Below are 19,827 nucleotides of genomic sequence, written 5' to 3'. Positions count from 1 at the left end.
GGCCGAGGCGTACAGGGGGTGCGCCGGGCCCGTCGTACTACGGATTCAGTAGCGGCGACTGCCGACAGGCGTACGACGACACGGCGGGGTGCGCCCCGGGAGGCTGGGCCGACCACCAGCACCAGATGGGGAGAGCTCCTGCCGTGGCCATATTCCTTCACCGAGTGGGCCGGATCGCCTTCCGGCACCGCTGGTACGTCGTCCTGGTCTGGGCGGCCGTGCTCGCCCTCGCCGGATTCGGGGCGCTCAGCGCGCCCAAGGCGTCCGACGAGGGCTTCTCCATGCCCGGCATCGAGTCGCAGAAGGCCTTCGACCTGATGGAACAGCGGTTCCCCGGGACCGCGGCCGACGGGGCGAGCGCCCGCGTCGTGTTCGTCGCGCCGGACGGGGAGCGCATCGACGCCGGCGGGAACAGGAGGGCGGTCGAGGCGGCCGTCGCCTCGCTGGCCGAGGGCCCCCAGGCCGTGAGCGCCTCCGACCCGTTCCGCGCGAAGGCGCTGAGCCAGGACGGCCGGACGGCGTATGCGACGGTCACCTACGAGGCCGGTCCCAAGGACCTCACGGCGGCCGCCCGGGACCGGCTGAAGGGCGCCGTCGAGGACGCCCGGGGGGCGGGGCTGACCGTCGAGGTGGGCGGGAAGGCCCTGGACGAGGGCGGCGGACCGGGCGGGACGGCCGAGGCGACCGGTGTCGCGGTGGCCGCCCTGGTCCTGCTCGTCACCTTCGGCTCGCTCGCCGCGGCCGGGCTGCCGCTGCTGACCGCCCTGATCGGCGTCGGGGTCAGCCTGGCGTCCATCCTGACGCTGGCCCACGCCCTGCACCTGTCCGCGACGACGAGCATCCTGGCGATGATGCTGGGCCTCGCCGTCGGCATCGACTACGCCCTGTTCGTCGTCTCCCGCTACCGCGAGGAGCGCTCCCGGGGCCACGAGCCACGGGAGGCGGCCGCTGTCGCGGCCGGCACGGCCGGCTCGGCGGTGGTGTTCGCCGGGCTGACGGTGGTCATCGCGCTGGCCGGGCTGTCGGTGGTGGGCATCCCGATGCTCACCAAGATGGGCCTGGCCGCGTCCGGCGCGGTCACCGTCGCCGTGCTGATCGCCCTCACCCTGGTCCCGGCGCTCCTCGGGTTCTGGCCGAACGCCGTCCTCACCCGGCGGGCCCGCGCGGGCCGGGCGGGCCGCGCGGGCGGCACGGGCGGCACGGGCGGCGGACGGAGCGCCAGGGACGACGCGCCGAAGGACGCCACGGAGGGCTGGGGCACCCGCTGGGCGCGGTTCGTGCTGCGGCGTCCGCTGCCCGTGCTCCTCCTGGGCGTGGTGGGCCTCGGGGCCCTCGCGCTGCCGATGACGGACCTGCGGCTCGGCAACCCCGGGGACGAGGCCAAGCCGGTCTCCACCACCGAGCGCCGGGCTTACGATGCCCTCGCCGAGGCGTTCGGCCCCGGCTTCAACGGGCCCCTGACCATCGTCGTGGACGCCCGTGGCACAAAGGACGCCAAGGATGCCGTCAGGACCGTCGCACGGCGGATCGGCGACACCGGGGGAATCGTCTCCGTCTCCCCCGCGCGCTTCAACGAGGCGGGCGACACGGCCGTCTTCCAGGCGGTGCCGTCCACGGCGCCGACCGACGAAAGGACCAAGGACCTGGTCACGTCCATCCGCGAGGAACGGCCGGAGATCGTGTCGGGGACCGGGGTGACGTTCGCCGTCACCGGCACCACCGCCCTCGACATCGACATCGCCGGGAAGGTGCAGTCCGCCCTGGTTCCCTATCTGACCGTTGTCGTGGGCCTCGCGGTCATCCTCCTGCTGCTGGTGTTCCGGTCCCTCCTGGTCCCGCTGAAGGCGGCCGCCGGTTACCTGCTGTCGGTGCTGGCCTCGCTGGGCGTGGTCGTCCTCGTCTTCCAGCAGGGGCACGGCGCCGGACTGCTGGGCGCGGAGCACACCGGCCCGATCATGAGCCTGATGCCGATCTTCCTGGTGGGGATCGTCTTCGGCCTGGCCATGGACTACGAGGTCTTCCTCGTCTCCCGGATGCGCGAGGCATACGTCCACGGCCGGACACCCGGCGAGTCGGTCACCGAGGGGTTCCGGCACAGTGCGCGGGTCGTGGCCGCCGCCGCGCTGATCATGGTCGCGGTCTTCGCCGGGTTCGTCAGCGAGGACGACTCCATGATCAAGATGATCGGGTTCGGGCTCGCCTCGGCCGTCCTGCTCGACGCCTTCGTGGTACGGATGGCGCTCGTGCCCGCCGTCCTCGCACTCCTCGGCCACCGTGCCTGGTGGCTGCCGGCCCGGCTGGACCGGCTGCTGCCCCGCGTCGACGTGGAGGGCGAGGCACTGCACCGGCGGCCGGCCGGGACGGACACCCCGCCGTCGGGGACGGTGGCCCCACGGGAGGTGTCCCGCACCTGACCCCCTCACCAGCCGTCCGCCGGGGGCGCCCACCCCCGGCGGACGGCGCGCCGCGATTCTCACCACACACACCACACACACCACACAGCACACAGCACGCAGCACGCAGCACGCAGCACGCAGCACGCAGCACCGACCGGAGAACCATGAGCGACAGCCCCGTGCACGCCCCCGGCCCCTTCGGCCCTGACCGTTTCGGCCACGACCGGCTCGGCCACGACCGCTTCGGGCAGTACGCCGACCGTCATCCGCGCGTCGTCGACACCTTCCTGGTACTGGCGCTCGTGGGCTGCGCGGTCGCGGGCAGCGGTCTCACCAGGCCCGGCGTCACCTCCCCCGGGCAGAACGCCACCGTGCTGTCCGTCATGGGGGTCGCGGGTCTCAGTCTGTTCGGGCACCGGATCCTCCCGCGCACCGTCTCCGCGGTGAACGCGGTGTGCGTCGTGGTCGTCACCGCGCTGGGGTATGTGCTGACCCCACTGCTGCTGGCCCCCGCCATGGCCGCGACGTACTGGCTGAGCACGCACGCCGGCCCACGGACCGCGCGCCTGCACAGCCTCGTCACGGCGGCGGCGCTGACGGTCACCTCGGCGGTGTTCGACCCCGCCTTCGCCTCCTCCCCCGTCCCCCGTACCGTCGGCTACTGCTTCTGGCTGCTGCTGCCGCTCGCCGCCGGCAGCATGACCCGGCTGCGACGCGCCTATCTGGCCTCGGTGCAGGCCCGTGCCGAGTACGCCGAGCGGACCCGCGAGGAGGAGGCACGGCTGCGGGTCGCCGAGGAGCGCCTGCGCATCGCCCGCGAACTGCACGACGTCGTCGCCCACCACCTGGCCCTGGCCAACGCCCAGGCCGGTACGGCCGCCCACTTCGCGCTCACCGATCCGCCCCGTACCAAGGAGATCCTGACCGGGCTGAGCGACACCACGTCCTCCGCGCTGCGCGAACTGAAGTCCATGCTGGGGCTGTTGCGTCACCACGGTGGCCCCGAGGCCGGGACGCTCGCCCCCTCCCCGGGCCTCGCCCGCCTGGACGAACTGGTCGCGACGTGCGCGGTGGCCGGGCTCACCGTCTCGGTCACCACGACGGGCGAGCCGCGTCCGCTCACCTCCGGGGTCGACCTGACCGCGTTCCGCATCGTCCAGGAGGCGCTCACCAACGCCACCAAGCACGCCGCCACCGACTCGGCGCACGTGCGTCTCGCCTACGAGGAGTCCCGCCTGCTGATCACCGTCACCAACGGCGAGCCGCCCGGGGCCGCGAAGGTCCCGCCCGGCGCGCCGGGCCGGGGCTTCGGCATCATGGGCATGCGCGAACGGGCCCGCACCGTGGGCGGCGAGTTCCACGCGGGCCCCCGTCCGGGCGGCGGCTTCGAGGTGGCGACGAGTCTGCCGCTGCCGCCCGCCGCGCCCGAAGCGGCCCCGCACGGCGCGGGCGACGCGACAGGGGAGGACGCATGACCGTCAGAGTGCTGCTCGCCGACGATCAGGCCCTGCTCCGGGCCACGTTCCGGATGCTGATCGACTCCTGCGAGGACATGACCGTGGTCGGCGAGGCCTCCGACGGCGCGGAGGCGGTGGACCTGGCACGGGCCACCCGCCCCGACATCGTCCTGATGGACATCCGCATGCCGGGCACGGACGGGCTCGCCGCCACGTCGGTCCTGTGCGCCGACCCGGACCTGTCGGCCACCCGCGTCCTCATCCTGACCACCTTCGAGACCGAGGAGTACGTGGCCCGGGCCCTGCACGCCGGCGCCAGCGGCTTCCTCGGCAAGGACGTCACGACCGACACCCTGCTCGCCGGCCTGCGCACGGTCGCCTCCGGGGAGGCGCTGCTGTCCCCCGCCGCCACGCGCACCCTCATCGCGAACTTCCTGATGAGCCCCTCCCCCGGCGCGCAACTCGCCTCGCCGAAGCGGCTGTCGGAACTCACCGCCCGTGAACGCGAGACCATGGCGATGGCCGCCGAGGGGATGTCCAACAGCGAGATCGCCGAGGCGCTCGTCCTCAGCCCGCTGACCGTCCGCACCCACATCTACCGGGCGATGGCGAAGCTGGGCGCCCGGGACCGTGCCCAGCTCGTCGTCATCGCCTATCAGACGGGGCTCGTACGGGTGACCCGCCCGGCGCCCGGGCCCGGCCCGGGCACACCGTAGGCGGGCCCGGACCGGGCACGCCGGATCATCGGACGCGGTACGTCCGGCCCGTCCCGGCGCCCTCGACGGAGCGGACGTAGGCCGTCGCCACGCGGGAGACGGGAGCCGGTTCGACGCCGGGGAAGAGGGGGCCGTAGGCCGCCAGGGACTCCTCGACGACCGTGGGGCTGACCACGTTGATCCGCCGTGGCGGAAGTTCGATCGCCGCGGCGCGGACATAGGCCTCCACCGCGCCGTTGGCCGCCGCCGCGGCCGCGCTCGCCGGTATGGGCTCCTCGGCCAGGATGCCGCTCACCAGGGTGAAGGAGCCGTTCGGCGCCACGTGCCGGATGCCCTGGCGGACCAGGTCCATCTGGGCGAGCACCTTGCCGTGGAAGGTCCGCAGCGCGTCCTCGGGTGTCAGTTCGCCGAGGGGACGGAACACCGCCTCGCCCGCCGCGACCGCCACCGCGTCCAGCGGGCCCGCCTGTGCGTACAGCCGGGTGACCGCCTCGGGGTCGGTCACGTCGGCGACCAGGTCGCCGCCCGAGCGGCCGACGCCGATCACCTCGTGCCCGCGCTCCACCAGTGTCCGGCGCACGGCACCGCCCAGTGTGCCGCCCGCGCCGATCAGGAGAATCCTCACGCTCCACCGTTCCTCATGGTCGAAAATCTCGCGCTCGGGAACCCGCGGCCCGAAAACCGCGTGGTCCGCGAACCGCGACCGAAGGGCCGCTCCCGGGGACAACTCCCGGGCATCGGCGACGCTACGGAGGCCCGCACGGGTCGGGGAAATGCCGTCTGGGCAGGGTCTATGCTTGGCGCGCATGGATGATGTGGAGCTCCGCCATCTGCGCGCGCTGGACGCCGTGGCCCGGGCGGGCACCGTGACCGCCGCGGCGACGCTGCTGCACATGACGCAGCCCGCCCTGTCCCGCACGCTGGCCCAGCTGGAGTCGCGGGTCGGCGTCCGGCTCGTCGACCGCTCCAGCCGGCACCTCGCCCTCACGCCCGCCGGGAGCACCCTGCTCGGGCACGGACGGGCGATCCTCGCCCGGCTCGACGCGGCCCTCGCCGACACCCGCACGGTCGTGCGCCCGCTGCGGCTCGGCTACACCTGCGCGGTGCTGGGACGGCGGACCGTGCCCCTGTTGCGCACCTGGCGCCGTACGCATCCGCACATCCCGCTCGACGTGGTCCGGCAGGACGACAGCACGGCGGGGCTGGCCACCGGCGCGACCGACGTGGCCGTGCTGCGCACCCGCCCGTCCGGCCCGCTGCTGCGCACCGAGGCCCTCTACCGGGAGGACCGTGTCGCCGCCCTCCCCGACGACCACCCGCTCGCCCAGCGGGAGACGGTGCTCATGACCGATCTCACCGCCCCGTCCGCCGCCCCGGGGCTGCCGGACGAGCTGCCCCTCGCCCTGTGGCCGGACACCGGTACCGCCTCGCCGGAGCTGTGGCCCCCGGGGCACCGCCCGGGCCGGACGGTCGAGGTCGGCAATGTGGACCAGTGGCTCAACCTCATCGCCACCGGTGGCGCGTTCGGCCTCGGCGCGGCCGGCACCGCACAGAGCTTCAGCCACCCGGGAGTCCGTTTCGTCCCGGTGCGCGACGCCCCCGCCACCACCGTCTACCTGGCCCACCCGGCGCACCCCACGCATCCGCTCACGGAGGAGTTCGCGGCGGCGGTCCGGGAGACCGTGAGCGCCTGAGGGACGCCGGCCGCGCCGGGGCCGGGCGCCTCACCCGGCGGCGCGACGGGCCCGCCGGGCCGCCCAGCTCATCTCGGTGACCACCAGCGTGCCCGCGCCCAGCACGACGAGGGCGGCCACCTTCAGCGCGGTGTCCGCGCTCGCCGTGTAGGCGCCGACGACCGCCCCGTGCTCCCCCGGCGCGGCCGCAAGGGCCTCGGCGACGCCACCGGGCACATGTCCGGGCCGGACGGCACCGGGCGCCCGCTCCGGCAGGGTGTGGACGAAGCGCGCGGTGAGGACGGTGCCGATCACCGCGACACCGAGGGCACTGCCCAACTCCCGTGTGGTCGCCTGGAGTCCGCCCGCGACACCGGCCTGCTCGCGGGGCAGCGCGTTCGCGATCGCCGCGGTGAGCGTCGGCAGCGCCAGGGCGATGCCGCACCCGAGGACGAACAGCCACAGCGCGTAGAGCGGATAGCCCTCGTCGAGTGCGGCGGCGAGCCCCAGGAGTCCCAGGCCCGAGACGGCGAACGAGGCCGTCAGGACCACGCGGTCGCCCCACCGGGCGACCAGGGCCGGCACATGGCGGCTGCCGAGCAGCAGTGGGGCGCTCATCGGCATGACGGCGAGGCCGGTCCGCAGGACGGAGAAGCCGCGCCCGTACTGCATCAGGGAGGCGTTGAGGTAGAAGAAGCCGAACATCCCGAAGAAGACGACCAGCATCCCCAGGCAGGCGGCCCGCAGCGCCGGCACGGCGAACAGCCGCGGATCCAGCAGGGGGTGCGGCGCGCGCAGTTCCCCGACGGCCCACAGTCCGAACAGCACCGCTGAGCAGCCGAAGGCGCCGAGCACCACGGCACTCCCCCAGCCCTGCTCCGGGCCCTGGATGACGCCGAGCAGCAGGGCGAGCGTGGCCAGGGTCAGCAGGGCGGCGGCCCGTGGGGCCAGGTCCCGGTGGCCGCGCGGCCCGCGGGGCGCCGCCACCGCCACCCACACCGCGCACAGCACGCCGAGGGGGGCGACGGCCGCGAAGAGCAGCCGCCAGGACCCGGCGGTGAGGAGGGCGCCGCCGCCCACGTTGCCGAGCAGTCCCCCCAGTCCCGTCATCGCGGCCCAGACCGCGATCGCCCGGGAGCGGCGGGCCGGTTCGGTGGCGTGCAGGAGCACGGCGAGCGCGTTGGGCAGCACGCAGGCGGCTCCGGTTCCCGCGAGGGCGCGGCCGGCGAGCATCACCGCCACGTTCCCGGCCGCCGCCGAGACGAGGGCGCCGACGGCGAGGAGGAGCAGCCCGGCCTGGAGCACGCCCTTGCGTCCGGCCCGGTCACCGAGGGCGCCGGCGGGGATGACGAGGCAGGCGAAGAGCACCACGTAGCTGTCGACGATCCACAGGAGCTGCGTCGGGGAGGGGTGCAGGCTCCCGGCGGCGAGCGGGGGGATCGCGAGGTTGACGGCCGCGACGAAACCGACGACGAGGACCGTGCAGAGGGACACGCAGGCCAGCACGTTCCCCGCCCCGCCCCGTGGGGCGGCACCGCGTGGTGCCGCCCCACGGGAGGGCGCCGGCCGGTACGTGAGCCCCGGCGGCTCAGACGAGGTCATACGCACCGGCCTCGATGTCCTCGACCAGGGTCGGCCCGGTCGGGTGCCAGTTCAGCGCCGCGCGGGTCAGTTCGCTGGAGGCGGTCATGGTCCTGGCGAAGAAGCCGCCGACGAAGCCGAAGTGCGCCCCGGCGTCCTCGGGCGCGACCCGGACGACCGGTATCCCGAGGTGACGGCCGATGGCCTCGGCGATCTCCCTGGTGGTGACGGCCTCCTCGGCGGTCACGTGCATCCGGGTCCCGGCGGGGGCCCTCTCCAGGCCGAGCCGGAGGAGCCGGGCGGCGTCCGGGCGGTGCACCGCCGACCAGGTGGTGGTGCCCTCACCGAGGTATCCGGAGCAGCCCTGCTTGCGGGCGGCGTCCACCAGGAACTTGACGAAACCCCAGTCGCCCTGGCCGTGCACGCTGGGCGCGAAGCGGCTGACGACGGTGCGCACGCCCTGCCGCACGTAGTCCAGGGCGAGGTTCTCGCTGCCGCCCCGGTTGGAGTCCGGGCCCACGGCGGGCGAGGGGTCCGTCTCGAGGACGGGCCGGTCGCCGGGGAAGCCGGACAGTACCGAGGCGACCACCAAGGGGCGGTCGCTGCCCGCGAGTTCGCCGCCGAGGGCGTCCACCGAGGCCCGTTCGGCGCGGTCCGACCCGACGGGGTCGCTCCAGTCGTGCTTGTTGGCCAGGTGGATGACGCCGTCCGACTCGGCCGCCCCGCGGCGCAGCACGTCGAGGTCCTCCATGTCCCCGCGCAGGACCCGGACCCCCTTGCGCTCCAGCGAGCGCGCGGACTTCTCCGAGCGGGCGAGGCCGACGACCTCGTGGCCCGTGGTGATCAGTTCGTCCACGACGGCGGATCCGATCCATCCGCTCGCTCCCGTCACGAATACACGCATGGGTATGGCCTCCTTCTCGCCCTCTTCGAGGGCGTTCACCATGGCGGCACCCGAATTACGGAGCACCGTGTCCAGAAACCTAACAGATACGAGACACCGTGTCCATGTATAGAATTCCGGGGTGACGGAAGCAGCGAGGAAGGAACCCGGGGCCGGTGGCCGACCGCGCAGCGAGGAGGCCCGCGCGGCCGTGCTGCACGCCGTCGACGACCTGCTGCTGGAGGTCGGCTACGCGGGCGTGACGATGAAGGGCATCGCCGAACGGGCGCGCGTCTCCCGCCAGACGGTGTACCGCTGGTGGTCCACCAAGGCGGAGGTCCTCTTCGAGGCCAGCGTCAACGACGCCGCCGCCGAACTGGCCGTCGAGCCCACGGACGACCCCCTCGCGGATCTGACGGCGTACCTGGAGGCGCTGGTCCGCTTCCTCGCCCACTCACCGGCCGGAGCGGCCTACCGCGCGCTCATCGGGGAGGCGCAGGGCGACCCGGCCGTCGCGGCACTCCTGGCGACCAAGGACGTCCTCGGGGACAGCGCCCGCGCCGTGGTGCGCCGAGCGGTGGGAGAGGGACGCGGAAAACTCCCGCTCGACCAGGCCACGGCCCTGCTCATCGGGCCGACGTTCTTCTGGGTCCTCAGCGGCCGCGACCCCGGCCGGCTCGTGGCGCGGGAGCGGGCCGAGGCCTACCTGCACGAGGTCCGTGCGGGGGAGATCATGGGCACCGCCTGAGAACCGAGGGGCCGTCACCGCCCGGCCGTCACCGCCACGGTGGGGGGCGGCGCCCCCGTGCGCCACTGGCCCCACGGGCACGCACCGCGCACAATGGGGCGTCCCGAACCCCGAGCGAGGAGCGGAGCGCCTGTGGAAGCGACGGTGGAGTGGGTGGACGCCCGCGAGCGGCTCCCCCGGGACGGGCTGCCGGTGGCGGCGGCGGTGACCGGGCGCTACCCGCCGGAAAGGGAGGGGGACGATCCCGCCTCGGGGGAGGCCTTCTGGATCGTGCTGCCGATGTACTTCACCCGGCGCCACTTCGCCGAGGACGGCACCGAGCACCTCGACTGCTTCGTCGACTCCGACCGCGTCGTCCGCCACCCCTACGGCGGCCCGCCCTGCGAGGAGCCCGTCACCCACTGGGCGGCGCTGCCCGCCCTGCCGGGCCTGGACGTGCACATCGTGCTGGGTGAGAAGGCCCCCCGCCTGGTCCGGGACACCCTCGCGGCCGGCGGCGGTCAGCGGGGCTGATTCCCCGGCCCCGGCACCCGTCCCCGCACCGACGCGAACGCGGGGGCGCCCTGCGGGTCCGCCGCGCCCCGCAGCGCGGCGAGTGCCTGGCGGTGGCGCTCGTGGAGGCGGTACACGCCGTCCTCGCCGAGCGACCCGGAGGCGAGGTAGTCGTCGAAGGTCTGGTTGTCGATGGCCAGATTGCCGAGGGCGGAGTCGAACGCGTCGGGGACGGCCGCGCGGAACGTGCGGCCCGGCTCCTCGCGGACGTCGACCAGGAGCAGGGTGCGTTCCTCCCCGCGGAACGTGTCCCGGTCGGCCACCACGAGCACCGGGTACCAGGAGCCGTCCGGTACCAGCGCGAGCAACCGGTCCGGGGAGAACCCCTCGTGGGCCGGATCGTCCATGACGGTCAGCCAGCTCTTGTCGATGTCGTCCAGCAGCGTCCGCCAGGCCGCGTCGTCGGTGAAGTCGGTACGCAGCAGCGGGGAGAAGTCGGTCCCGCTCAACGGTGCGGTGGTCATGTGTCCTCCAGCGTCGGAAGAGGACCGAGTGTAGAGGCAACCCCCCTGCGTGTCGCGGCTGTTGGGGCAGCGCCGTCGGCGGCGGGAGCGCCGGTCGGTGTTCCCGCCGCCGGTGGTGACGCCCCGTCCGCAGCGGCGGCGTCCGCGTTGTCCCCGGTTCCCCGCCAGATTGTCCTTGATCGGTAACAGCGGGATCCCCGGGCCCGTTTCTGCTGTCTGATGGGGTGCAACGGGACGACGCGGAACAGCACGGACGGAGCGGCGGAGCATGAGCAGGCATGGCGGGCGGGGTTGGCACGGCCGGGTGTTCGTGGCGGCGGTCGGTGTGACGGCGGCGGTCACGGCCACCGCGCTGTGGACCGCGGGAGCCGGCGCGGCCGAAGGGCAGAAGGCGCGGGACACCGCGGCGCACTCCACCGCCCCGTCCGACCGTGCCCCGGCGAAGGTGTCGGTGGACATCGCCCACGCCTCGGACCGCGGTGACCGCGGTGTCAACATCACCATCGACGACGGCCCCGACCCGACGTGGACGCCGCAGGTGCTGAAGGTGCTCGAGGAGAACGGGGTGAAGGCGACCTTCTGCATGGTCGGCTCCCAGGCCGAGGCCCACCCGGACCTGGTGAAGGCCGTGGTGGCGGACGGGCACCGGCTGTGCGACCACACGGTGGCCCACGACGTCGCCATGGACAAGAAGCCCGAGGCCTACCAGTCGCAGCAGATCCTGGACGCCGAACGCATGATCACCAAGGCCTCCGGCGGCGTCCGCCCGCAGTACTACCGCGCGCCGGGCGGCGCGTTCACCCCCTACAGCCGCACTCTGGCCGCCTCCCGGGGGATGCGGCCGCTGGGCTGGAACGTCGACACCAAGGACTTCGAGCACCCCGGAACGGCCGCCATCGTCGCCACGGTCAAGCAGGAGATCTCGAACGGCCCCACCGTGCTCTTCCACGACGCGGGTGGCGACCGCGCCGAGACCGTCGAGGCGCTGCGCCAGATCCTGCCCTGGCTCAAGGAGCAGGGCTACACCTTCGGCTTCCCCGTGCGCTGACCCGCCGCCCTCCCGGGACCCGCGGGGCCGTCCCCGCGGGTCCGGCGCTCAGTTCCCCACGCCCAGGGCGGACATGGCCCCCGCCGGGTAGCGGTCGCCGCGCGCGGCGCCCCTCGGAACCGCCTTCTCGATCGCGGCGAGGTCGTCCTCGGTGAGCCGCACCTCCAGCGCGGGCAGCGCCTCCGCCAGTCGTTCCCGGGTCCGCGCGCCGACCAGCGGCACGATGTCCTCGCCCCGCGCGGCCACCCAGGCGATGACGAGCTGGGCGACCGTGCACCCCTTCGCCTCGGCGACCGTCCGCAGGGCCTCCACGAGGGCCAGGTTGTGCGCGACGTTCTCCTTCGCGAACCGCGGGCTGTGGGCGCGGAAGTCGCCCGGGGCGGCCTCCTGGCCGGCCTGCCAGTGGCCGGAGAGCAGGCCGCGGCCGAGGACGCCGTACGCCGTCATGCCGATGCCGAGTTCCCGCAGGGTGGGCAGGATCTCGGGCTCCACCGCGCGGGAGAGCACCGAGTACTCGATCTGCAGGTCGGCGACCGGATGCACGGCGTGCGCCCGGCGGATCGTGGCCGCGTCGACCTCGGACAGGCCCAGATGGCGTACGTACCCGGCCTCGATCAGCTCTTTGATCGCGCCCACCGTCTCCTCGATCGGCACCGCCGGGTCGAGCCTGGCGGGACGGTAGATGTCGATGTGGTCGGCGCCCAGCCGGGCCAGGGAGTAGGCGAGGAAGTTCCGTACCGCCTCGGGGCGGCAGTCCCGCGTGCCGGGCCCCGGCAGCGGGCCCCGCAGCTCGCCGAACTTGACGCTCAGCTGGTAGCTGTCCCGGTCCCGGCCGCGCAGCGCCTCGGCGAGCAGCATCTCGTTGTGGCCCATGCCGTAGAAGTCGCCGGTGTCGATCAGCGTGACGCCGGCGTCCAGGGCCGCGTGCACGGTGGCGATGCTCTCGGCGCGGTCGGTCTCGCCGTAGACGCCGGACATGCTCATCGCGCCCAGCCCCAGCGCGGAGACGGCCGGTCCGGTGCTGCCCAGGGTTCGCTCTTGCATCGTTCGCTCCTCGGTTCGTCGGTGCACCACCACTGTGGTCGGCCGCCGCGGGGCGCGAAAGCGGAGCGTGTCTCATGGGAGCGGCGCTCCCTGGATGCGCCGCCGGCCCGGGAGGACCATGGGCGTATGGAACGTGAGCAGCTCGCCGATTTCCTGCGCCGCCGCCGTGAGGCGATCCGTCCGGCCGAGGTGGGGATCCCCGACGGCCCCCGCCGCCGTACCGCCGGTCTGCGCAGGGAGGAGGTGGCCATGCTGGCGGGCATGTCCGTGGACTACGTCGTTCGGCTGGAGCAGGGCCGCAGCAGTCAGCCCTCGCCGCAGCTGCTCGGGGCGCTGTCCCGGGCGCTGCGGCTGTCCGAGGACGAGCGCGCCCACCTGTTCCACCTGGCGGGGCACCGGCCGCCGCCCGCCGAAGGGGTGGCCCGGATGGCCCGCGCCGGGCTGATCCGCATGCTCGACCTGCTCGGCGACACCCCGGCCGTGGTCCTCTCCGACCTCGGCGAGGTCCTCGCCCGGAACCGGATGTCGACGCTCGTCGGAGGCGCGGACACGGGCCTCACCGGTGACCGGCGCTATCTGGCCCACCGCTGGTTCACCGAGCCCGAGGTCCGGGCGGTCCGCCCGCCGCGGGAGTGGGAGCACCACTCACGCGGGCTCGTGGCCGATCTGCGCGCGGCCGCGGGACGCCGGGCCGGCGACCCGGAGGTCGCCGGGCTCGTCTCGCGGCTGCGGGCGGCGAGCTCCGAGTTCGACCGGCTGTGGCAGGAGCACGAGGTGGCGGTGCGGCGCGCCGACCGCAAGACCTTCCTGCATCCGCGGGTGGGGCAGCTGGTGATGGACTGCGAGACGCTGGTGACCCCCGACCGGAACCAGCAACTGCTGGTGCTCACCCCGGCGGACACGGAGACCCGTGAACGGCTGGAGCTGCTGCGGGTCCTCGGCAGCGAGGAGTTCACGGCCGGAACGCCGCGCCCGCCCGCGCGGTGAGCGCGGGCCGCGCCCCGGATGTCACAGGGCGAGGAGTCCCGCCGCCGTCTCCCGGAAGCCGCACCCCTCGAGGTAGAAGTGTCGCAGGTGCTCCTCGAAGTCGACGTGCAGCCACTCGCACCCGGCGGCGCAAGCCTCCTGCGCCGCGCGGGCGACGAGCGCGGTGCCGATCCCGCTCCCCCGCTCGCCGCGGGCGACGACCGTGTCCAGCAGGAAGGCGTGCGCGCCGCCGTCCCCGACCACGTTGACGAAGCCGACCAGGGCGTCCTCGCGCAGGGCGCACACCCAGCCGAGGCTGTGGCGTTCCAGCCGGGCACGCCAGTCGGTGTTCCCGGCCGGGTGCCCGAATCCCTCGGCGTGCAGCGTCTCGAGGGCGGCGTTGTCGAAGCCGCCCCGCCATGTGTACCGGATCGTCATGCCCCGAGCGTAGGCGAGGCACCGCCGGCCCCTCGCGGCAATACCTCACTCGCGCGGCAGCAGCACGCGGGAGAGCGCGGCGGTGGCGAGCAGCAGTACGGCGACGGCGAGGAGGCCAGCGCGCATGCCCGGCAGCGAGAACGCGCCGCCGGGGCCTGCCAGCAGGCTGCCGAAGAGGGCGACGGCGAGGGCGCCGCCGGTCTGGCGCAGGGAGTTGAGCAGCCCCGAGGCGGTGCCCGCGCGCTCCCCGGGGACGGCGTCCATCAGGAGCGCGGTGAGCGCGGGGACCACCACCGCCCCGCCGATGCTCAGCGGCAGCAGCAGGACCAGGACGAGCCACAGCGGGGTGTGCGCCGCCAGCGGCAGCATCGCCACCATCGCCCCGGCGAACACCAGTTGCCCGGCCACGAGCACCGGCCGCCGCCCGTACCGCTCGGCGAGCCTGGGCGAGAGCAGGTTCGTCACGGTCACCACCGCCGACAGGGGCACGAACATCAGCCCGGCCTCGGTCCCCGACATCCCCCGCATCTGCTGGTAGTACAGCCCGAGGACGAAGATGCCTCCGTAGAAGGCGGCGTTGACCGCGAACCCGACCGCGAGCGGCACGGACACCCGGCGCTCCGCCAGCATGCCGAGCGGCACCATCGGCCGCGGATGCCGGGCCTCCACCACCCGGAAGGCCACGGCGCAGACGAGGGCGAGCACGGCGGCGGCGAGCACGGGCGCGCTGCTCCAGCCCCGGTGGCCGCCCTCGATCACCGCGAAGGCCAGCCCCGCGAGGGCGAGTACGGCGGTCGCCTGGCCGCCGAGGTCCAGGGCGGCGGGCCGGGACGGGGAGCGCGGCACCCGCGCCAGCAGGCCCAGGATCACCACGCCCACCGGCAGGTTGAGCAGGAACACCGCCCGCCAGCCGGCCGCGTCGGTGAGCAGACCGCCCAGCACCGGGCCGGCGGCCATCGCCACCGAGCCGCCGACCGCCCACAGGGCGAGGGCGCGGGCCCGGGCCCGCGGGTCCTCGTAGACCTGGCGGATCAGTGCGAGGGAGGCCGGCATGACGACGGCGGCCGCGGCGCCCTGCGCCGCGCGCGCGGCGACGAGCGCCCCGATGCCGGGCGCCAGCGCGCAGCCGAGGGAGGCGAGGGTGAACAGGGCGACGCCCCAGGCGTAGGCGCGGCGGGCACCGGCACGGTCGGCGAGGGCACCGGCGGAGAGCATGAGGGCCGCGCACATCAGGGTGTACGCGTCCACGACCCACTGCAGCCCGGTCATGCCGCCGTGCAGGGAGTTCCCGATGGCGGGGAGGGCGATGTTGACGGCGGAGACGTCGATGGTGATGACCGTGAAGCCGAGCAGTGAGGCGAGCAGGCCCGCTCCCCCGCCGCTGCCGCCCGGGGGGCCCGGCCGGGACCGGGGAGCGGCCGGCACGGTGGGCTCGGTCGGCGTCGTCCGTGCGGTCGGTGTGGTCCGTGTGGTCGGCGTGGAGGAGGGGGACGGTGTGGGCGGCATGGTGACTCCTTGGGCGGTCGGGCACCCGGGGCGGTTCCCGGGGCGCGGGGACCGGTGTGCGGGTGGCCGGTGTGCGGATGGCCGGTGTGCGGATGGCCGGTGTGCGGATGGCCGGTGTGCGGATCGCGGCCGGTGTGCGGATCGCGGCCGGTGTGCGGATCGCGGCCGGTGAGGGCGTGGGGGTGGGCTCACGCGCCACCACCGGCCTGCGGATGCGACGGGCGGGCGGGCGGCCACGGACCGTCGGGGACGCGGACCGGTGTCTCGCACCCCCTGGTCCCCGGCGGCCGGGCCGCCCGCTCCGGCATCGACTCTCCTCCGCCGCGCCCCCGCGCGGCAGACCGCCTCGTTCCCGGGGTGCGGGGTTCCTGGCCCTGACACGGCCCCCCACACGCCGTCACCTCCTGCGAGAATGGCCGGATGGCAGCGACGGAAGCGCGGGGCACCGAACTCGGCAGATACCTGAAGGCCCGCAGGGCGCAGGTGCGGCCCGAGGAGGTGGGGCTTCCGGCGGGCGCGGGACTGCGCCGCACTCCGGGGCTGCGCCGGGAGGAGCTTGCCGCGCTGGCCGGGGTCAGCGTCGACTACTACATCCGGCTGGAGCGGGGCCGCGAGACCAACCCCTCCCCCGCCGTCCTCGACGCCCTCGGGCGCGCCCTGCGGCTGCGCGGGGACGGCTACGAACGGCTGCACGAGCTGGCCGAGTTGGCCTCGGGGAGGGTCGGCGAGCTGCCCGCCTCCGCGGACCACACCGTGCGCGACTCGGTGCTGCGGATGCTGGAATCGGTCCGTCCGCTGCCCGGGTACGTGGTGAGCCGCTACAACCGGGTGCTGGCCGCCAATCCGCCCGGCCGGCGGCTGCTGCCCGGTCTGTGGGACTGGCCGGAGGAGCGGCGCAACCTGACCCGCTACCTCTTCCTCCATCCGGTCGGCCGCACGCTGTACGAGTCCTGGGAGGACACGGTCACCTCCTCGCTCGCCCACCTCAGGGCGGTCGCCGGAGCGGATCCCGACGACCCCGAACTGACCGCACTGGTCGGCGAACTGACTCTGAAGTCACCGGAGTTCGCGCGTCTCTGGGAACGGTACGACGTCTGCGAGCGCGGCGGCGGACAGAAGCGCTTCCGGCATCCGGCGGTGGGCGTGATGACCCTCACCTACGAGGTCATGCGGCTGGCCCGGACGGGTGGCCAGCGGATGGTGGTCTACCAGGCGGCGCCGGGCACCCCGGACGAGGAGGCGATGCTGCGCCTGGAGTCGGGCGACGCGGTGGCGCCCGCCCCGGCGGCGGCCGGGAACGGGGACCGGCCCCCGCGTGCCGCCGTCAGCGTGGTTCCGGCGGGGAGGCGTCCGAACGGAACTGGGCGGGTGTCCGGCCGAAGTGGCGTTTGAAGGCGTGTGAGAACGCGAACGGCGAGCCGTAGCCGACCTGCCGCGCCACGGCGGTGAGCGGCTGCTCGCCGGTCCGCAGCAGATGGGCCGCGCTGGTCATCCGCCACCAGGTCAGGTAGGTCATCGGCGGCTGCCCGGTGAGCGCGGTGAAGCGCCGGGCCAGGGTCGCGCGGGACAGGCCGACGCGGGCGGCGAGCTCCTCCAGCCGCCAGGGCGCGGCGGGCTCGGTGTGCAGCGCCTCCAGCACGGCGGCGACCTCGCGGTCGCGCAGGGCGCGCGGCCAGCCGTCCTCGGGGTGCTCCTCGAACCAGGCGCGCGCCATGTAGACGAGCAGGAGGTCCAGCAGCCCGGAGACGACGGCGTCCCGGCCCGAGCGGCCGCCGGTCACCTCGGCCGCCAGGAGGTCGACGGCCGCGCGCAGCTCAGCGTGGCGGCCGGGTCCGGCGGGAAGGTGGACGACGTCGGGCAGCGAGCCGAGCAGGGGGTGCCCGCGCGTGTGGTCGAGGCGGTACTTGCCGCACAGGAACTCGACGCGTCCCTCCGGTTCCGCCTCCGCGTCGTCGAGCGGGACCGCCCCCTCGGGCCGGGGCACGTGGGAGAGGACGTGGGCGCTGCCGTGCGGCACCAGGACGACGTCGCCGGTGGCCAGCGGCACGGGTTCGGCGCCCTCGGCGAGCAGCCAGCCGGTGCCGCGCAGCAGGATGTGGAAGCCGGCGCCCTCGTAGGGGTCGAACCGGTAGCACCAGGGCGCGTCCACCCGGAGCCGGCGGGAGGCCGGACGGCCGGTGCGCATCGTGGTGATCACGTCGCTGAGTACGTCCACGCCTTCACCGTACCCGGAGCGGCCGGCGCACCGGAAGTGCCGCCGTTGAGACGATCGCGCAGGTGAATGAGTCGTTTGCGCATGGATTCGCTCACCGGTCCGTCCTAGCGTGGCCGTATGCACACTATGCAGCGTTTCCGGCTCGGCGAGGTCGAGGTCACGAAGGTGGTCGAGTGGCAGGGCGAGATCGCCCCCGCCCGGTTCATGATCCCGGACAGTCCGCCGGAGATCTGGCGCGAGAACGAGTCCTGGCTGGCCCCGGACCACTGGCGTCCGGAGACCGACGCGTACCACGGCGCCGTCCAGACCTGGGTGCTGCGCAGCGAGGGCAGGGTGGTCCTGGTGGACACGGGGGCGGGCAACGACCGGACCCGGCCGCAGGTGCCCCTCTTCGACCATCTGCGCACGGACTTCCTGGACCGTCTGGCGCGGGCCGGCGTCCGGCCCGAGGACGTGGACGTCGTGATCAACACGCATGTCCACTACGACCACGTCGGCTGGAACACCCGCCTGGACGGCGACTCCTGGGTCCCGACCTTCCCGAACGCCACCTATCTGATCCCGAAGGCCGACAAGGAGTACTTCGACCCCCGCAACGCCCACCGCCGGCCCGTCCCCCGGGACGAGTACGAGCAACGGCGGCGCGAGGGGAGCCACTTGGTGTACGAGGACAGCGTCACGCCGGTGCTCGACCGTGCCGTGCTGTGGGAGGGCGGCCACCGTGTCGACGCGCACCTGACCCTGGAGCCCGCGCCGGGGCACACCCCGGGCTCCTCGGTCGTCCGGCTGTCCTCCGGCGGGGACCGCGCCGTCTTCGTCGGGGACATGCTGCACAGCCCCGTGCAGATCCTCGACCCCCGGTTCAACAGCTGCTTCTGCGAGGATCCGCGCGCGGCCGCCGCGACCCGCCGGGCGGTGCTCGAACAGGCCGCGGACCGGCGGGAACTGGTGGTTCCGGCGCACTTCGCGGGCCCGGGCGCGGTCGAGGTCCGGCGGGACGGCAGCCGCTTCGCGGTGAGCGGCTGGGCGCCCGGGACCGACTGAGCGGGGAGGCGGGGCGGAGCGGAGATCCTATTGGTCTATACCTTGACTGGTACATACCAATGCGCTTGAGTGGGTGTCACCCCCCACCGCGGCCGCACCGTGACGACCGCCGGTCCCCGCCGGCGTGTACGCGGCAGGCTTCGCCCTGCCCTCGGTGCGGCCCGTACCCCGAGGAAGTGGTCCCGTGCCCAAGCGCCGACTCTCCGCTCGCCTTTCCGCCCTCCTGGCCACGCTCGTGCTCGGCACCGCCGCGCCGCTGCTGTCGTCCACCCCCGCCTCCGCGACGGCCGCCGCGTCCTGTTCCAGCTACCCGAGCTGGGCGGCCGGACGGTCCTACGCCACCGGCGACATCGTCCGCTACACCGACGGCAGGGCGTACATCGCCGAGCACGACAACCCGGGCTACGACCCCACCATCAGCACCTGGTACTGGGAGCCCTACGCCTGCGACGACGGCGGCTCCACCAACCCCTCCGGCTTCGTGGTGAGCGAGGCGCAGTTCAACCAGATGTTCCCGAACCGGAACTCGTTCTACACGTACAGCGGTCTGCGGGCCGCACTGAGCGCCTACCCCGGCTTCGCCAACACCGGCAGCGACACCGTCAGGAAGCAGGAGGCGGCGGCGTTCCTCGCCAACGTCAGCCACGAGACCGGCGGGCTGGTGTACGTCGTGGAGCAGAACACCGCCAACTACCCGCACTACTGCGACTGGAACCAGCCCTACGGCTGCCCCGCGGGCCAGTCGGCGTACTACGGCCGCGGCCCCATCCAGCTCAGCTGGAACTTCAACTACAAGGCGGCCGGCGACGCCCTCGGCATCGACCTGCTCAACAACCCGGGCCTGGTGCAGTCCGACGCCTCCGTCGCCTGGAAGACGGGCCTGTGGTACTGGAACACCCAGTCGGGCCCGGGCAGCATGACCCCGCACAACGCGATGGTCAACGGCGCGGGCTTCGGCCAGACCATCCGCAGCATCAACGGCTCCCTGGAGTGCGACGGCCGCAACCCCGCACAGGTCCAGAGCCGGGTGGACGCCTACCAGCGGTTCGTGGGCCTCCTCGGCACGTCGGCGGGCGGGAACCTGTACTGCTGACGG

General features: G+C 74.2%; 19 protein-coding genes. 11 read left to right on the top strand and 8 right to left on the bottom strand.

Annotated features, from left to right (window positions below):
* Positions 1-143 precede the first annotated feature (143 nt).
* From OHB09_RS31830 to OHB09_RS31820, 3 genes are all read left to right on the top strand, one after another.
* Positions 144-2,414: an MMPL family transporter gene (locus tag OHB09_RS31830; protein ID WP_328922929.1), complete on the top strand. Its 2,271-nt coding sequence runs from the start codon at positions 144-146 to the stop codon at positions 2,412-2,414.
* A gap of 146 nt (positions 2,415-2,560) precedes the next feature.
* Positions 2,561-3,871, top strand: coding sequence for a sensor histidine kinase (locus tag OHB09_RS31825; RefSeq protein WP_328922928.1), 1,311 nt, complete (start codon positions 2,561-2,563; stop codon positions 3,869-3,871).
* Entirely contained in the window at positions 3,868-4,569 is a 702-nt protein-coding gene (locus tag OHB09_RS31820) for a response regulator transcription factor (protein WP_040895122.1), read from the top strand. Before OHB09_RS31825 ends, OHB09_RS31820 begins: the two co-directional genes overlap by 4 nt.
* 25 nt (positions 4,570-4,594) lie before the next feature.
* Here OHB09_RS31820 and OHB09_RS31815 read toward each other — a convergent pair whose 3' ends face one another.
* The gene (locus OHB09_RS31815) at positions 4,595-5,194 is read right to left on the bottom strand and encodes a short chain dehydrogenase (protein ID WP_319351240.1); all 600 of its coding nucleotides are present in this window, start codon (positions 5,192-5,194) and stop codon (positions 4,595-4,597) included.
* Positions 5,195-5,375: 181 nt separating this feature from the next.
* On the opposite strand from OHB09_RS31815, the gene OHB09_RS31810 reads away from it, so the two are divergent.
* Complete coding sequence (locus OHB09_RS31810; RefSeq protein ID WP_093594897.1) at positions 5,376-6,263, top strand: LysR family transcriptional regulator; 888 nt, start codon at positions 5,376-5,378, stop codon at positions 6,261-6,263.
* 30 nt (positions 6,264-6,293) lie between these two features.
* Here OHB09_RS31810 and OHB09_RS31805 read toward each other — a convergent pair whose 3' ends face one another.
* Complete coding sequence (locus OHB09_RS31805) at positions 6,294-7,736, bottom strand: MFS transporter (protein ID WP_328922927.1); 1,443 nt, start codon at positions 7,734-7,736, stop codon at positions 6,294-6,296.
* A 94-nt stretch (positions 7,737-7,830) separates the two neighbouring features.
* Entirely contained in the window at positions 7,831-8,727 is an 897-nt protein-coding gene (locus OHB09_RS31800) for an SDR family oxidoreductase (RefSeq protein WP_176945067.1), read from the bottom strand.
* Positions 8,728-8,917: 190 nt separating this feature from the next.
* On the opposite strand from OHB09_RS31800, the gene OHB09_RS31795 reads away from it, so the two are divergent.
* A complete protein-coding gene (locus OHB09_RS31795; protein ID WP_093594888.1) occupies positions 8,918-9,454 on the top strand; it encodes a TetR/AcrR family transcriptional regulator in 537 nt (178 codons plus the stop codon).
* Positions 9,455-9,586: 132 nt separating this feature from the next.
* Entirely contained in the window at positions 9,587-9,967 is a 381-nt protein-coding gene (locus OHB09_RS31790) for an AQJ64_40280 family protein (protein WP_310592018.1), read from the top strand.
* Here OHB09_RS31790 and OHB09_RS31785 read toward each other — a convergent pair.
* Positions 9,955-10,470, bottom strand: a complete 516-nt coding sequence (locus OHB09_RS31785; protein ID WP_006140166.1) for a DUF6924 domain-containing protein — start codon at positions 10,468-10,470, stop codon at positions 9,955-9,957. The genes OHB09_RS31790 and OHB09_RS31785 overlap by 13 nt on opposite strands.
* Positions 10,471-10,738: 268 nt before the next feature.
* Here OHB09_RS31785 and OHB09_RS31780 point away from each other — a divergent pair, with 268 nt between their 5' ends.
* Positions 10,739-11,518 (top strand): polysaccharide deacetylase family protein, encoded by a 780-nt coding sequence (locus OHB09_RS31780; protein ID WP_319117707.1) that lies wholly within the window; start codon positions 10,739-10,741, stop codon positions 11,516-11,518.
* 48 nt (positions 11,519-11,566) lie between these two features.
* Here OHB09_RS31780 and OHB09_RS31775 read toward each other — a convergent pair whose 3' ends face one another.
* A complete protein-coding gene (locus OHB09_RS31775; RefSeq protein ID WP_328922926.1) occupies positions 11,567-12,562 on the bottom strand; it encodes an aldo/keto reductase in 996 nt (331 codons plus the stop codon).
* 126 nt (positions 12,563-12,688) lie between these two features.
* Here OHB09_RS31775 and OHB09_RS31770 point away from each other — a divergent pair, with 126 nt between their 5' ends.
* Positions 12,689-13,549 carry a helix-turn-helix transcriptional regulator gene (locus OHB09_RS31770; RefSeq protein WP_093594882.1) on the top strand — a complete coding sequence of 287 codons (861 nt, stop codon included), beginning with the start codon at positions 12,689-12,691 and terminating at the stop codon, positions 13,547-13,549.
* 21 nt (positions 13,550-13,570) lie between these two features.
* Here the strand turns inward: OHB09_RS31770 and OHB09_RS31765 are convergent, their stop codons facing one another.
* The gene (locus OHB09_RS31765) at positions 13,571-13,966 is read right to left on the bottom strand and encodes a GNAT family N-acetyltransferase (RefSeq protein WP_319117706.1); all 396 of its coding nucleotides are present in this window, start codon (positions 13,964-13,966) and stop codon (positions 13,571-13,573) included.
* Positions 13,967-14,011: 45 nt separating this feature from the next.
* Complete coding sequence (locus OHB09_RS31760) at positions 14,012-15,472, bottom strand: MFS transporter (protein ID WP_328727676.1); 1,461 nt, start codon at positions 15,470-15,472, stop codon at positions 14,012-14,014.
* A 420-nt stretch (positions 15,473-15,892) separates the two neighbouring features.
* Here OHB09_RS31760 and OHB09_RS31755 point away from each other — a divergent pair, with 420 nt between their 5' ends.
* Entirely contained in the window at positions 15,893-16,864 is a 972-nt protein-coding gene (locus tag OHB09_RS31755) for a helix-turn-helix domain-containing protein (protein ID WP_328922925.1), read from the top strand.
* On the opposite strand, the gene OHB09_RS31750 is transcribed toward OHB09_RS31755, so the two are convergent.
* A complete protein-coding gene (locus OHB09_RS31750; protein WP_328922924.1) occupies positions 16,797-17,687 on the bottom strand; it encodes an AraC family transcriptional regulator in 891 nt (296 codons plus the stop codon). The genes OHB09_RS31755 and OHB09_RS31750 overlap by 68 nt on opposite strands.
* A gap of 126 nt (positions 17,688-17,813) precedes the next feature.
* Between OHB09_RS31750 and OHB09_RS31745 the strand changes: the two genes are divergently transcribed.
* Both OHB09_RS31745 and OHB09_RS31740 read left to right on the top strand, forming a co-directional pair.
* Positions 17,814-18,731 carry an MBL fold metallo-hydrolase gene (locus OHB09_RS31745; RefSeq protein ID WP_006140159.1) on the top strand — a complete coding sequence of 306 codons (918 nt, stop codon included), beginning with the start codon at positions 17,814-17,816 and terminating at the stop codon, positions 18,729-18,731.
* A gap of 184 nt (positions 18,732-18,915) precedes the next feature.
* Complete coding sequence (locus OHB09_RS31740; protein ID WP_006140158.1) at positions 18,916-19,824, top strand: glycoside hydrolase family 19 protein; 909 nt, start codon at positions 18,916-18,918, stop codon at positions 19,822-19,824.
* Positions 19,825-19,827 lie beyond the last annotated feature (3 nt).

This window comes from Streptomyces griseoaurantiacus (genome assembly GCF_036189845.1).
In the GTDB taxonomy this organism is placed as follows: domain Bacteria; phylum Actinomycetota; class Actinomycetes; order Streptomycetales; family Streptomycetaceae; genus Streptomyces; species Streptomyces griseoaurantiacus.
This window is presented reverse-complemented; position numbering and strand designations above follow the sequence as displayed.